At 44.9% G+C, this 15,013-nt stretch carries 10 protein-coding genes; 5 read left to right on the plus strand and 5 right to left on the minus strand.

Annotation, left to right across the window (positions count from 1 at the left end; translation table 11 throughout):
• The first annotated feature begins 49 nt into the window (after positions 1-49).
• A complete protein-coding gene (locus AC4G47_RS17230) occupies positions 50-715 on the plus strand; it encodes a potassium channel family protein (RefSeq protein ID WP_458126714.1) in 666 nt (221 codons plus the stop codon).
• Positions 699-2,096, plus strand: a complete 1,398-nt coding sequence (locus AC4G47_RS17235; RefSeq protein ID WP_491101967.1) for a TrkH family potassium uptake protein — start codon at positions 699-701, stop codon at positions 2,094-2,096. Before AC4G47_RS17230 ends, AC4G47_RS17235 begins: the two co-directional genes overlap by 17 nt.
• Positions 2,097-2,231: 135 nt before the next feature.
• On the opposite strand, the gene AC4G47_RS17240 is transcribed toward AC4G47_RS17235, so the two are convergent.
• Positions 2,232-5,969, minus strand: a complete 3,738-nt coding sequence (locus AC4G47_RS17240; protein ID WP_491101968.1) for an alpha-L-arabinofuranosidase family protein — start codon at positions 5,967-5,969, stop codon at positions 2,232-2,234.
• A gap of 383 nt (positions 5,970-6,352) precedes the next feature.
• Between AC4G47_RS17240 and abnB the strand changes: the two genes are divergently transcribed.
• Positions 6,353-8,770 (plus strand): arabinan endo-1,5-alpha-L-arabinosidase AbnB, encoded by a 2,418-nt coding sequence (gene abnB / locus AC4G47_RS17245; RefSeq protein WP_491101969.1) that lies wholly within the window; start codon positions 6,353-6,355, stop codon positions 8,768-8,770.
• Positions 8,771-8,943: 173 nt separating this feature from the next.
• Here abnB and AC4G47_RS17250 read toward each other — a convergent pair whose 3' ends face one another.
• The gene (locus AC4G47_RS17250) at positions 8,944-9,498 is read right to left on the minus strand and encodes a helix-turn-helix domain-containing protein (RefSeq protein ID WP_491101970.1); all 555 of its coding nucleotides are present in this window, start codon (positions 9,496-9,498) and stop codon (positions 8,944-8,946) included.
• A 128-nt stretch (positions 9,499-9,626) separates the two neighbouring features.
• On the opposite strand from AC4G47_RS17250, the gene AC4G47_RS17255 reads away from it, so the two are divergent.
• Positions 9,627-10,208, plus strand: coding sequence for a LysE family transporter (locus AC4G47_RS17255; RefSeq protein WP_491101971.1), 582 nt, complete (start codon positions 9,627-9,629; stop codon positions 10,206-10,208).
• A gap of 51 nt (positions 10,209-10,259) precedes the next feature.
• On the opposite strand, the gene AC4G47_RS17260 is transcribed toward AC4G47_RS17255, so the two are convergent.
• Entirely contained in the window at positions 10,260-11,237 is a 978-nt protein-coding gene (locus AC4G47_RS17260) for an MBL fold metallo-hydrolase (RefSeq protein ID WP_491101972.1), read from the minus strand.
• A 236-nt stretch (positions 11,238-11,473) separates the two neighbouring features.
• Here AC4G47_RS17260 and AC4G47_RS17265 point away from each other — a divergent pair, with 236 nt between their 5' ends.
• Positions 11,474-12,451 (plus strand): alpha/beta fold hydrolase, encoded by a 978-nt coding sequence (locus tag AC4G47_RS17265; RefSeq protein ID WP_491101973.1) that lies wholly within the window; start codon positions 11,474-11,476, stop codon positions 12,449-12,451.
• A gap of 85 nt (positions 12,452-12,536) precedes the next feature.
• Here AC4G47_RS17265 and AC4G47_RS17270 read toward each other — a convergent pair whose 3' ends face one another.
• Positions 12,537-13,184 carry a hypothetical protein gene (locus tag AC4G47_RS17270; RefSeq protein WP_491101974.1) on the minus strand — a complete coding sequence of 216 codons (648 nt, stop codon included), beginning with the start codon at positions 13,182-13,184 and terminating at the stop codon, positions 12,537-12,539.
• Positions 13,185-13,496: 312 nt separating this feature from the next.
• The gene (locus AC4G47_RS17275) at positions 13,497-14,978 is read right to left on the minus strand and encodes a DHA2 family efflux MFS transporter permease subunit (protein ID WP_458127229.1); all 1,482 of its coding nucleotides are present in this window, start codon (positions 14,976-14,978) and stop codon (positions 13,497-13,499) included.
• Between the last annotated feature and the right edge of the window lie 35 nt (positions 14,979-15,013).

The raw sequence follows: 15,013 nt of genomic DNA on the forward strand, positions 1-15,013 counted from the left end.
TAAGATGTAGAGGAAACCATTATTTATTTTGATTACAATGAGGGATATTATGAAAAAACAGTTTATGGTACTTGGCCTTGGACGATTCGGTTCAAGCTTGACACACACACTCATTAAAAATGGACATGAAGTGCTCGCTGTAGACAAAAGCGAAACTCTTGTTCAGGAGATTTCAACGGTGGCAACCCATGCGGTGCAGGCAGATTGTACTGACAAATCAGTCCTTATCGAGCTTGGAGCAAGCAACTTTTCTCACGCCATTGTCGCGATCGGCGAAGATCTGCAAGCAAGTATACTGACCACTCTGTTATTGAAAGAACTTAATGTACCCAAAGTAACAGCCAAAGCCAAAAATGATAACCATGGCAGTGTGCTTAGCAAGATTGGTGCTGATCAGATCGTTTATCCTGAACGTGACATGGCCACAAGGCTGGGGAATCAGCTTAGCTCAGACAACATCATTGATTCCATTGAATTGTCTTCAGATTATAATCTGGTAGAGATCAAAGCTCCCGAAAGTATGAATCAGAAGACGCTGTTAGAACTCAACGTTCGCGCAAACTACGGCTGTACCGTGATTGCCATCAAAACTGGAAATAGTCTTAATATATCTCCAATGGCAGAAGACAGAGTCCATTCAGGAGATATGCTCTTGTTAATTGGAAGTAATGAAAACATTCGGAATCTGGAGAGTGACTATGAACAAAAGAAATAAACGAACACCGGGAACTTCAGCTCTACATAACATTGAATTGATTGTAAACAAGCTGAAAAACAATATGAGCCCTCCTCAACTTATCATGATCATCTTCTTCGCTCTCATCTGGATCGGGGCCTTATTACTTGCACTGCCGGTATCTTCGAGTACCGGGGCATCTATTGGTTTACTTGATGCCTTGTTCACAGCAACCTCTGCTATATGTGTAAACGGGCTGATTGTTCTGGATACAGGGACTGTCTTTTCTACATTTGGACAGATCATCATCATGATTTTGATTCAGGTTGGCGGGTTGGGGTTCATGACACTAGGTGTAATGGTAGCCATAATTCTAGGGAAACGGATTGGCTTGAAACAGAGGCTTATTATTCAACAAGCCACTAATACATCCTCTGCTCAAGGTCTGGTTAAGCTATCAATGTATATTGTGCTTATAGCCTTTGCATTTGAAGCTCTGGCTACAGTGGTTCTTACATTGCGCTGGCAGAGCGATCTGGGGTGGGGACAAGCTTTCTATTATGCCATATTCCATTCCATCTCTGCCTTCAATAATGCGGGTTTCTCCCTTTGGACTGACAGCCTTACTCCATTTGTTGGCGACCCGGTTGTTAATCTTACGGTCATTACGCTCTTTGTCATTGGCGGCTTGGGTTACATTGTGGTTGTGGATGTTTTCCGCAAGCGTTCATGGAGAAAGCTCTCCCTGCATTCAAAGATTGTATTGATCGGCAGTTTTTCTCTATACTTGTTTGGATTCATCACCATCTTCTTAATCGAGAGTTGGAATCCTGCTACGTTCGCTGATTTATCTTTCGGCGAACGCATATGGGCTTCTCTATTTCAGGGTACTGCCCCTCGAAGCTCCGGATTTAATACCATTGACATTGGAAGTATGTTGGCAACATCCCAATTTTTCATTATTATCCTGATGTTCATTGGAGCTTCTTCCGGCGGAACAGGTGGAGGAATTAAAATCAATACTTTTGTTGTCCTTGTTCTTGCGACCATTCAAACATTTCGGGGTGGTGGGCAAATTCATGCTTTTGAGCGTAAAATTGCAGAAGAAACAGTGATGCGCGCACTCGCTGTTGTCTTAAGTGCCCTTGCCTTTGTACTTGGAATCTCCATTTTGTTATCCATATCCGAAGGCATTCTTGAAAATCATTTTCTGGATGTTCTGTTTGAAGCCACTTCGGCTTTTAGCACCACAGGACTATCGATGGGTCTGACAAGTGAGTTGAGTGTTGCCGGTAAAATTATAGTCACCATTACGATGTTTGCAGGACGATTGGGACCACTAACTCTGGCTTTTGCATTGGCGCAGAAGAAACGTACATCCAAAATCGGTTATGCAGAGGATCATGTCCTCATTGGTTAACATACAGACTAAGGACATGTTAATCCTATTGCGGAACAGTGATTGCTTTTATTTCAAAACAAGTTCCATAGCAAAACGCCCCCTTATCGCAAACGACAGATGTCTGCATAAGGGGGCCTTATTTATATATTTTTCTTATAGAAGATTCATAATGAGAACATTTACCGAATGAGCGGGTAAACAAACGGTCGCTGATTCACCATTCAGCTTTATCTCCTGTTCTTGGGGAACGACCTTCTCATCATTCTTCTGATTCACATTTGGAACATGCACCAAATGATCTTCTCCAGTAAGCGTGATCAGTCTGGCTGAAGCATCAATCTTCAGATCCTGAAGGCAAATTTGGGTTGATTTATCCACACCATCTGCATTCACCAGTTTCACATACACATGGTGTGCGTCCTTCGTAACGGAGTGGAATACTTCCCGGTTGTAGGCTTCCAGCTTGTAATCCAGAACCTTGCTGGTGTTGTGCCCGTCCGTATAGGAACAGATCAGGTTCTTACCTGTGTCCCCACCATAGTTAACCGTGATCGCATAATTGGTCCCATTCTCGAGTGGTTCATAGTTGGCCGCTCTCAGGTTACCTGCTGCCGAACTGGATGAATAGTCTCCTAATGTATACCCCTCAATCCCTTGTTTATACACCTTCACTCCTGTGGCATTTCCCCCGTAACTGATTGCGTATTCAATGACATCCTTGTTCTCGGGGGAAATATCCGTCAATCCCACGCCGATGTAAAAACCATCCTCACCTGAAATTCTTTCAGCTTCAACCTGCACCTTGTAGTTAGTCCATTCGTCATTCAGCAGGTACAATCCATTCAATCCACTTGATTGTGCGCTCAAGATGAGCCCTTTCCCTGCCGTTAACGTATATCCTTCCGATCCGGGAATCTGGCTCCATGCCTCGCTAGGCTCCGTACGTTCCCTGAAATCTTCATCTAGCAGTATGGTGTCATCCACATTGGACGTGACCGTGACTCGTTTCACCACGATGTCTGCATGACCTGTCGCAATTTCGATGCCGCCACGCGGAATGAGATTCAGCGGTTTGCCTTTGCTATATGTGGAGAAAGAAGTCTCAAGCACCTGATCCCCTACATATTTTGCAAAAAGCTGCTGTACATAATAATTCGGTGTATACCACACGGTTTCATCATCAAACCAGATGCAGTCCGGCGTCCAGCGGTAGGTACCGTCCGTTAGTACTTTGTTGAACAATGGCGCATAGGCTGCCAAACGGACAACGTCTGCATTGTTCTCAAATCCGGTCATGATCGCCGCTTCTGCGACCGCTCCTGCCAGCGTATTTTTGTCCGTGGAAGCATATTCACCCACAAATACTTTGGATGTCTCTTTCCAATCGATACTTCCATCTTCATGATAAGCCCGGTCATAATAGTTGTACCGATCCACGTTATTCAGCAAATATTCGTTGGATCGGTAGTAGTGCTCATCTGCGATGGTATCCATATAATTGTCCTGGTTCTCATACCAGGTTACCGTCTCCTCAATCACCTCAGTACCATCTGCAAAAGCAACCTGAGCTGACCCGGTGAGGTTCCCGCTGAGGAATTTCCATCCTTCCTGGTACGCATCATCATCCGCCTGAGCACCAACCGTCGAGATAATGTGCAGCTCATGATCAGGATAGTTCTGTTTCATGTAGTCATCTATCGAGCTTTTGAATACTTCGAAATTGGCAAAAAATTCAATGCCCCAGTTCTCATTACCTACACCCAGATAACGAAGATCGAACGGTTCAGGATGTCCCATCTGGCTTCGAACCGCCGCCCATTCGTTGTGTTCGAAGTCTGTACTGAGCGCAAAATCAATCAGGTCTGTGAAGTTCCGGATATAATAATCCCTTAAAGCGCCACCCGCAGGGTGAGCATAATCCGAGCGTGCCTGACATAACACACCACAAGCCATGACTGGAACCGGAGCGGCATTGAGATCTTCCGCCAGTTGGAAGTACTCCATGTAACCAAGCCCCATCGTCATCATGTAACCCCAGACATTATAATTCTCTTTGCGCAGCTCAACCGGACCCACAGAATCCTTCCAGTCATATACGTTATCCCAGATAAAAGACCCCTCCGAGATACATCCTCCCGGAAAACGCAGGAACTTCGGATGCAGATCTGCAAGTGCCTGGATTAGATCTTTTCTCAATCGATAGTTGGGATTGCCCGTGTAATTGGCATGTGCAGTAGCAGATATTCCTTCTTCTGTCGGATCAGCTCCCCATACATTCTGAGGGACCAAGGACACCATATCGATGGAGATGTCACCTGCAAAAGTAAGTACCAGCTGACCGAGCGCCGTCTCCGCGCCGTTCACAGTTAGACCATACTTCTTCCATGTGTTACTGCCTTCAATCTGCAGCGTTACCGAATCACTGATTGAAATGTCACTTCCATCCTGCAATTGAACGGTGATCGTTCCTGCCGATTCTGCTTTTGCCCATACGGTAAAATCATACGATTCACCCTGCTTGATGGACATGGCACAATGCTGGTTGGAGTCGGAGAATCCGCGATTTCGAATCGTTGCCCCATCCTGAACCGTTACATAATAAGCATTTACTTCAGGATCCTCCACGTTAAAGTGAACGTTCAGTCCATCCGTATGCTGTACGTGCATTTTCTCCGTATCGCCTGACCAGGCAAACAATGGCTCACGATTTCGACCTGTCGAACAACCACATTCTCCAGAGTCATGCGAGTACGTATCGAATGCAAAAGATTCAAATGATCGATTCTGGACGAGCTCTGCATAGATTCCACCATCTGCCGCATTGTTAATATCCTCGTAGAACAGCCCATACATGACTTCACTGATGTCAGCCACCTTCTGATCTCCATGGATGGTGACCGTATAAGGCGGGAGATGCGCTGGCACAACAGATACGTCAAAGCTTTGGCTCAGCTTACTATCACCTCTGTTCAGAAGGGCACCGAGCGTAACCTCCTGTGCCGATGTGATTGCCTGAACCTCTCCGTTCTCGGACAGAACTTCAAGATCACTGGAACTCCACTGTACCGTCACTTTACCACCCAGCAAATCTGCGGGCAGTGACACATCTTTGGTGATGATTCGGTTGGGGAAGGACAAGTACTTGTCTGCCGCTAGCTTCACAATCGCTTCATCTGTGAGTGATTCACACATGACTTCAATGACTTCATCCATGGTAAGCGCTGCTTGATAGATCCGAAAGTCGGATAACGAACCTGCAAAATCCACATCAGCTGCATACTGGGAACGTGCAATATAATTCTGGCTATAATTCTCAGGATCGGTGAAAGAGTCAAACCATTCGCGTAGTTTGGCATAATTGCCACTGGACGTCTGACTGATCGAACCATCTGCCGCCTTCTCCCCGTTCACATATACAATGGGCCCCGCACTGCTCAACGTCCCTCCTTGGCTGCCTGTTACGGAGAGTGCAATATGCATCCATTCTCCACTTGCAACTCCTCGACTTGGGTGGACAACCAGATTATCACCAGCATATAACGTACCCAGGAGCTGACGTGTCAGAAATAAATACGGTCCCTTCTCTCCTTTACCAAAGTCAAAAATGCGTTCCCACACATTAGACCCCTTGCCGAGAAACACCCAAGTGGAAATCGTAATTCCTGTGTTATCGCTTACATCACGAAGCAGATCCGAAGGTAATTCCAGATAAGAAGTTCCATTCGCTCCCCCGTTGAAAGTCACCGCCGATCTACCTTTCACCTCGGATATCACAGGTATGATCTTACCTTTGGCTATAGCATCATGTCCCTTACCGGAGCTGTCCTTCCCGATCTGAACGGTATCTTCGAACGTGTATTGTGCGATTAATTGATTTTGATATGTGCTCATGTTCTTACCTCCTATGTAGTTGGGAATTGTCGGTCCACACTTTTGATTCGTATAAATATGAAATGATTGATAAATAGTTAAACACATTACTTAAACGTAATAATATCGCATCATAGATCCCAATTTCAATCCTTAATTTGAGAAAGACAACTGGTTTATATGAATGTAGTGAGCCTTATCAGCTCTTTACGTCTCTCTTTAATTATTCATTTTAATCTTATAGCGATTATATTTATGGTTTACAAACATATAAACCAATTGATAATATAACAAATGAAAGCGCTTGATATGATGAGATACTCAAAGGAGGTCTGCCGAACCTTATATCGTGTGTTGCCAAGTATCGGTTGATTTTCATTCCGGGAATAGGAAAGGGGAAACGTATGAAACGTTATTGGGTAAGCGTACTTAACATTTCTGTACTAAGCACCGCATTACTTACTGCAACAACTTTGGCGCCGGTCTCGGTGTTCGCAAATGGTTCAGGAACAACTGTGGGTAACTCGCAGACTTCCACCACATCTATCGCAAATCCTGCTCCATCATTCAAAAATGTTTCCGTTCATGACCCTTCTGTCATTAAGGTGGATGATACATTTTATATTTTCGGATCTCATCTGCAAGTGGCCAAGTCTAAAGACTTTCTGAACTGGGATCTAGTCGCCTCTGGTGTTACGGATAACAACCCTGTTGTCCCCAATGTAACCAAGGAATTCGCTGAAGCGTTGGAATGGGCGCAGACGGATACGTTATGGGCAGCAGATGTCATTCAGCTCGCGGACGGCAAATTTTATATGTACTACAATGCTTGTAAAGGGGACTCTCCCCGATCAGCGCTCGGCATTGCTGTCGCAGACAACATCGAAGGGCCATACAAGGATCAAGGTATCCTGTTGAAATCCGGCATGTGGGATCAGATCAGTGAGGATGGTACCATTTACGATGCGAACATTCATCCCAATGTCGTTGATCCTGATGTCTTTTATGATAAAAACGGTAAGCTATGGATGGTGTATGGCTCATACTCCGGGGGGATTTTCATTCTGGAGATGGATGCGACGACAGGTAAACCGCTGCCGAATCAAGGTTATGGCAAGAAGCTGACTGGAGGCAACCATAGTCGTATTGAAGCACCTTACATGCTCTATAGTCCCGAAACCGATTATTATTATCTGTATCTGTCTTACGGCGGACTTGGTGCTGATGGAGGATATAACATTCGCGTAGCCCGCTCCCAAACGCCCGATGGTCCTTTCCTCGATGCCGAAGGAAACGACATGATCAACGTTAAAGCGGACAAGGATAAACCGTTGTTTGACGATCGTTCTATCGAGCCTTTTGGGGTCAAATTATTGGGGAACTTCCTGTTCGAGAGACAGATCGGTGATCCGGGTACTGGTATAGGAACCGGCTATGTATCGCCAGGACATAACTCTGCCTACTATGATGCGGAGACCGGAAAACAATATCTCATCTTCCATACTCGCTTTCCAGGACGTGGCGAAGAGCATGAAGTCCGCGTACATGAGATGCATATGAATGCGGATGGATGGCCTGTTGTTTCTCCGTATCGTTATGCGGATTTGGAAGCGGATACAGCACAACTGACAACACAGGATATCGCTGGCCAGTACCAATGGGTAAATCATGGTAAGGACATCACGGCGGACATCAAGCCATCCCAGACCGTTCAGTTCACGGCAGATGGGCAGATTCATGGTGCCGTGACAGGAACATGGAGTCTTGGTGCAGACAACCAGGTTCAGATCACTTCGAATAACGTTGTGTACAAAGGTATATTCACACATGAATGGAATTCGGAATTTCAAAGTACGGTTCTGACCTTTAGCGCTCTCTCCTCCTCCGGTATTGCCATCTGGGGAAGTCAAGGTGTTGAACGGAGTGATCAGGACATTGTTGACTCGGTAAAAAAAGATCTAAGTATTGGTAGTACAGATCATGTGTTCTTCAATCTGTCTCTGCCTACAAAGGGAACAAGTGATGCAGACATTACGTGGAAAAGCTCTAACACGTCGGCTCTATCCGCTACAGGTGTAGTGCAGCGACCACGCGCTGGTAAAGGCGATGCCAAAGTGAAATTAACCGCCACCATTCGTAAAGGAACTGCGGTAAGCTCCAAAACGTTCAATGTTATCATTCCACAGCAAGCGGTCAGCCCATTGCTTGGAGAGTATACTTTTGAACACAAGAAACTTGCCAAAGTCGCTCAGGATTACAGCAAAAACGAATATCATGGACAAGCTTTTAACGTGGCCAGCTCTACTGATGTAGGTAAAAATCAGGCTGCCACATTCAATGGGACAGACAGTTTCATCCAGTTACCTGGAATCGTTACGGATGCAACAGACTACACGTTTAGCGCCTGGGTCAATTGGGATGGCGGCGAGTCCTGGCAACGTATTTTCGACTTCGGAAATGGCTTGACGAGGCATATGTTCCTCACGCCCTCCCAGCATAATGGCGCATTCCAATTCACCATTCATAATGAAGGACGGGATCAAAGCCTGATTGCTGCAGATCCACTGCCTTCCAAAGAGTGGGTTCATGTTGCTGTAACCCTTCAGGGTGATGTGGGCACTCTATATGTGAATGGCACATCGGTCGCAAGCAGCTCCGAGATCACCTTTAACCCGAAAGATCTGCATGTGACAGAAGCTTATGTGGGCAAGAGTCGTTATGCGTCTGATCCGTTCTACAAGGGCAGTCTGGATAACGTGAGAGTGTATGATAAAGCATTAACAGCCAAGGAAATCCAGCGTCAGGCCAAAGAAAAGCCTTAAGATAGAGTCCTATCATTGGCGCTGGGTCCATCAGCACACAAATCAATAAAGCAGCCAATGTTTCGAACTGCACCCTTTGTTAGACATGACTATCAAGGAGTTGAAGTTCATTACATCAGGCTGCTTTATTGTCATTCCATTCATTCGTTACATCCACAGGCTGAACCTTGATATCACTTCGAATAATGAATAACCATGCTTAACTTGATAGCTGAAGCTCCGGGATTCATATAGGCATGGGGCTTGTCTGCTCGAAAACGGATCGACTCCCCTTGATTCACCGTATAATCTTCCGTCCCAACCCGAATCGTAACCTGCCCTTCAAAAACAGTAATAAATTCTTCGGTTCCTTCGATGTGCGGTTCAGCACTTAAAGAAGATTCCACATCCATCTCCATCATGTACATCTCAAAGTGGCGTCCTTCTTCAAAAGTAAAATGCGGATATATTCGAACCCTGCCCTCGTCTTCCATCAATACTTGAATATCATCGCCCGTTACAACGGTAGTATCTGACTTCGGCTCGTGGATCAAAGCAGTGAAGGAGGTTTTCAAGCCGTTAGCAATCTTCCATACGGTTGCAATCGATGGATTGGATTCACCACGTTCAATCTGACCAAGCATGGTCTTGCTAATGCCGGACATCTCTGCGACCTTGTCCAAACTAAGCTTTCTTTGTTCTCGAAGCTGTTTCAGGTTCTGAGCAAGAATACTATTAATATTTTTCAAAATCCATCCTCCTCATTTTATAATTATGTTGTGCTATATAACGCACATATTGTACAATAATAAAGACCGTACGCTACAACGTACATTTAGGTCATTATATCATACAACTAAGAAGACGTGGAGGATGCATGAACATCATACCTTTAGTGACATACGCAATCATTGCTTCATTTACACCTGGACCCAACAACATCATTTCCATGACGCACGCAAGAAATCAGGGGTTCCGTAAGACGCTTCCGTTTATTGGCGGAGTTGCAGCTGGCTGTCTGCTTATTATGTTTCTGTCCAGTTACTTCAACCTTATTCTTCATCAATACATCCCAAGGATCACACCTGTCTTGAACGTCTTAGGATGTGTGTACATGCTCTATCTGGCGCTTAAAATTATGCGAAGTAAACCTGCAGATTCCGAAGAAAACAAGGTCAATCATTATTCATTTCTGTTCGGGCTCACCCTGCAATTCATCAATCCCAAAGTCATTCTGTATGGGCTTACTGCCATATCCGTTTTTGTTCTACCTCTTGGACAGTCCCATGTTCAATTGATCGTATTTTCCTTGCTGCTCACCTTTATCGGCATTAGTGCCAATATGACCTGGGCGCTCGGTGGTCTGTTATTCCAGAGCTTTCTATTGAGATACGAGCGGCCTGTTAATATCGTCATGGGTATTTTGTTAATTTACAGTGCACTATCGATCCTGATATAAAATGCAATAGAAAAAGCGTCCACTCATTCGATGAGCTGAACGCTTTTATTTTTATCCTAATTCCGGTCTCCACCACGGATGTATAGGGTAATCCTCCGTATGAAGAACAACCTTCTCGCCGATTTTGGGTGTTGCAATCTTGACTTTCAGGGCATGTGCAGCCTTCGTGATTCGTTCGACCGGTTCATTCCAGGCATGATAAGCGAGCGTAAATGCGGCCCAATGAATCGGGATGAGCAACTTACCACCTACATCCAAGTGTGCTTGTACCGTTTCTTCCGGCATCATGTGAATGTTGGACCAACGCTCGTCATATTGCCCACATTCCATCAAAGTCAGGTCAAATGGACCGTATTTACTGCCGATCTCCTTGAAATGAGGACCATATCCGCTATCTCCACTAAAGAATACCTTCGTATGTTGTCCAGCGATAACCCACGAACACCATAAGGTAGAATTACGGTCGAATAATCCTCTACCCGAGAAATGGCGCGCTGGTGTGCAAGCGAATGTCAAACCTTTGAATGATAACTCATCCCACCAGTTATGCTCAGTAATCTGTTCTGAAGGCACACCCAGTTGAATCAGTCGACGACGGACGCCAAGTGGCACGATAAATCGCTTTGTTTTATCCTTCAATCTGCGGATGGATTCATAGTCCAGATGATCATAATGGTCATGCGATATAATGATTGCATCGAGCGTTGGGAAATCCTCCGGTTGAATTGGTAGATTGGTGCTGTAACGTTTGGTACCCACCCAGGATACGGGGGATGGACGATTGCCCAGCATCGGATCAAAGAGCAATCTATGACCTTCAATTTCAAGCAAAAAGGCCGAATGGCCGAACCATGTAACCTGTGGATTATCGGATGCATTAAAGGTTTCAGCAGGTTCACATATCTCGATAGGCATCATGCCCGATGGCCTCCGCTCTACATTGCCACGCATGGAATCTCTCAATATACTGATCAGGGACTTGAAGCTCATACCGGCTGATGTCGGGATCTGGTTTTCGTATTTTGTCATTGTGCATACCTTCTGTTCTATATAATCAATCTGTGACTCAACTTTTGGATAAGAACTATTCATATCGTAGCTTTAGTTTAATTCATTGGCTGTTGATATTCAATTTTCGGTAGAATTCAACTATCCCCGCATGATCGAAAGTAGATTCAATTAAGATAGAATTAAGACTCTGTTTTCTCTCGTATAAGATTGGGCATATATGATAGAGAAAATACATGGAGAGTATGTGAGAGAACATGAAGAAATGGCCCAAAAGATTAGTTAAATTTTTGATATTCGACCTGGCGGTAGTTCTGTTGCTTCTGGGTACTGGCGTGATTTACCAACAAGTGGGTTTAAGGCAGGATGCCAAAATACTCGTACCCCCTGGAAAACTGTACAACGTACATGGTGACAATATGCATTTATATACCGGTGGAGAAGGCGATGTAACGGTAGTACTTGCCTCCGGCTGGGGTACTGCCAATCCTTATGTAGATTATTATCCATTATATGAAAAGCTTGCTCCCAACACAAAATTCGCTGTATATGACCGGTTTGGATACGGATATAGTGATCGTACCGATAAGAAACGAGATGTCGATACCGTAGCCGACGAATTGCATGAGTTATTAGAGGTGTCCGGACAAAAACCACCTTATGTTCTGGTCGGTCATTCCCTCGGCTCGTTGGAAACCATCCGTTTCGCACAGAAATACCCGGATCTCGTGAAAGGCATCGTCATGATCGATGGCGGAAGCCCCGAATATTATTCCAATGACGATGATACCTTGGCGGATACAATTGGTGGGTTTGCAAACAAGTTACGTATTCAATCTGGACTATTTCGCCTTTCCATGCAATCTGATTTGGTTGTCGAGACTTCCAATGCCAATCGAAATGAACTGAAACTTGTACCCGACGATCTGAAAAAGTTGGATACAACTGCGCTCTTGCACAACTATGGCAATGCCAACACGTTGGATGAGTTACGTGAAATAGCAGCCAATGCCAAAGTGGTCGTGGATCACAAGCAAACGTTACCGTTTCCTCTCACCATACTGACCGCTGATTACCTTGGTGCCAGTGAACCCAATTGGGACAAAACTCAAGTTGAATTTAAGTCCTGGTCGGATGAATCCAAGCAAATCACACTCAAAGATACGGATCATTACATCCATCAATATCGCCCGGATCTTGTAGCCGATGAAATATTGGCCCTGGTGAAGAAGTAACTTACACTTAACTAAGGTAGGGATACTCTATATTGCGAAAGAAACCCCAAAGATTCTCCAATCTTTGGGGTTTTGGCTGTGAACATTATTGTGCTAACGCCAGTCTTGGTTGCTGGGATCTGAAATCATTGAAGGCTTGTTCGATCTCAGATGACGTGAGCTGGTGACGGTAAAAATACTGCTGCATCGCGTCCATCTCGTCTCGATCCCCATTGTAGATATTTTCAATTCTCTGAATTACTTCCTTATACAGACTCTCACGCCTGGACCTTACAGGTTCACACAACCAAAAGTCCGTTCTTTTCACATCTCCTGTCTCCGTCCAGAGCAAATTCTCATATCGGATGACATCCCAGTCCCAATATCCAGCATGAATCTGCTGAAGTTCCGTCGTTAATATATCGTATATTAAGTGGTGAGGAACGTGTCCATACTTCGCCCGATACTGTTTCAGGCTGAGTGCTTCAATCCATTCAGTCAGCGTGTACTCCCCTGGCGAATACGCATACAATTTGGGTGCATACGTATTGCCTTGCAATGACCGGAGAGCTTCACTTTCCATTTCTCCATCCAATCTTGCACGTGAAGCATATACCTTGAGACAGTAATCTTGCAATCTATATACAACCGAACTATTACTGATAAGCGAAGCCTGTAGAGTCAGGTGGCCATTTTTTTCGTAGTGCAACAGCATCTTTTCAATGTTATCGCCAATGGGATTAATGATGATCATAACGATGTCTCCTTGCGTAAAGATAAAATATAAACCGTTTTCGAAATGGTTAAAAATTGCACTAATACATTCTATATTACCCTTTTATATTAATATGAACATATACAATCTTGCCGGAACATGAAGTATTTGCTCTGAAAATTATTCTTTTGAACCACCATCGTCCGGCTATATTCTTACTCTAATTGCTGAAACCCGCTTCACGTCAAGTTAAAAGAAAGACAATATCTAAAAACAAAAAAAGCGATGGGTTCCTATACTAGGAACCCATCGCTCTTATATCATATCAGGTTATTCATGTTAGTTAATGGATTAATGCATAGGACCTTGTTGTCCTGACGTTGATCCGACTTTGACCCGTTTCACGAAGAGTGAAGTAATCAGACCGATAATCGACAGTACTAATGCGAATACAAATGCATTCTGTACACCTGACGTGAAACCTGCCAGCTGATTCTCAGGACTTTCCGGATTCGCCACTCCGCTCAAAAAGCGGGATTGTCCTGCGCTCAGTATACTTACTGCAACAGCCGTACCTATCGCTCCGGAAACCTGTTGCAACGTATTCATGATGGCAGTACCGTGAGGATAGTACTCACGTGGCAATTGGTTCAGACCATTCGTCTGTGCAGGCATCATAATCATCGAGATTCCGACCATCATGAACACATGCAGTGTAATAATTTTGGCCAGAGTCGTTGTTGGTGTAATTCCAGTGTACATGAAGAGTACAACCGTCACGACAGCCAGACCAATAATCACAAGCCACTTCGGACCAAACTTATCAAACAGTCGACCCATCACCGGAGACAGTAAACCGTTGAGCAAACTGCCCGGCAATAGAACCAGTCCGGCAGTTAACGCTGTAACGGCCATACCTTGTTGCAGATACATTGGCAGGATCAACATGGATGACAACATCATCATCATACAGATGAAGATCAGGATCAGACCAATCGTAAACATCGGATATTTGAACACTCGCAGATCCATCATTGGCTGTTTCATTCTCAGCTGACGGATGCTGAATAACAACAAGGACAGTGCGCCAATGACGATAGTGGAGATAACAACCGGACTTGTCCAGCCACCGCCAGTTTCTCCATGTCCTCCTGCACTACTGAAGCCATATACGATACCGCCAAAGCCTACTGTAGATAGAATGATGGAGAATACATCAATTTTGGGCTTGGTCAATTTCGAAATATTCGGCAAGAACAGCAACCCGCATACCAGTGAGATCAGGAAGAACGGCAAGGAAATCCAGAAGATCCAGTGCCAGCTCAGATTAGCCAGAATCAGACCGGAGATACTCGGACCGCTTGCTGGTGCAAACATGATAACCAAACCGATCAATCCCATGGCCGCGCCACGTTTTTCAATCGGGAAAATAACCAATATGGTGTTAAACATCAGTGGCAACAATAGCGCTGTACCTATCGCCTGCAATACCCGTGCCACCAACAGAATTTCGAAACTAGGTGCAAGTGCAGCAACAAACGTTCCTGCAATCGAGAAAATCAAGGATGTTGTAAACAGCTGTCTTGTGCTAAACCATTGCAACAGCATACCGGATACCGGTACCAGGATTCCCAACACAAGCAAGTAACCTGTGGTTAACCATTGAATCGTTGTAGGACCTACTTCCAGTAGAGTCATAAGTGGCGTCAATGCCACATTTAATGCCGTTTCTCCAAACAGGCCAATAAAGCCGCTCAGCAGCATGGCGAACAAAATCGGAAATACCTTGTATTGCTTTGTTTCTTCTTGATTCTGTACAGAATCAGCCTTCATGGAAACCTCCACGATCCCATCCTCCTCAAACGTAT

This window comes from Paenibacillus sp. Negev47 (genome assembly GCF_058313655.1).

What these genes read in the sequence shown, in the direction of transcription:
- AC4G47_RS17230 (WP_458126714.1), top strand. Translation starts at nt 50, where the DNA reads ATGAAAAAACAGTTTATGGTACTTGGCCTTGGACGATTCGGTTCAAGC.
- AC4G47_RS17235 (WP_491101967.1), top strand. Translation starts at nt 699, where the DNA reads ATGAACAAAAGAAATAAACGAACACCGGGAACTTCAGCTCTACATAAC.
- AC4G47_RS17240 (WP_491101968.1), bottom strand. Translation starts at nt 5,969, where the DNA reads ATGAGCACATATCAAAATCAATTAATCGCACAATACACGTTCGAAGAT.
- abnB (WP_491101969.1), top strand. Translation starts at nt 6,353, where the DNA reads ATGAAACGTTATTGGGTAAGCGTACTTAACATTTCTGTACTAAGCACC.
- AC4G47_RS17255 (WP_491101971.1), top strand. Translation starts at nt 9,627, where the DNA reads ATGAACATCATACCTTTAGTGACATACGCAATCATTGCTTCATTTACA.
- AC4G47_RS17260 (WP_491101972.1), bottom strand. Translation starts at nt 11,237, where the DNA reads ATGACAAAATACGAAAACCAGATCCCGACATCAGCCGGTATGAGCTTC.
- AC4G47_RS17265 (WP_491101973.1), top strand. Translation starts at nt 11,474, where the DNA reads ATGAAGAAATGGCCCAAAAGATTAGTTAAATTTTTGATATTCGACCTG.
- AC4G47_RS17270 (WP_491101974.1), bottom strand. Translation starts at nt 13,184, where the DNA reads ATGATCATCATTAATCCCATTGGCGATAACATTGAAAAGATGCTGTTG.
- AC4G47_RS17275 (WP_458127229.1), bottom strand. Translation starts at nt 14,978, where the DNA reads ATGAAGGCTGATTCTGTACAGAATCAAGAAGAAACAAAGCAATACAAG.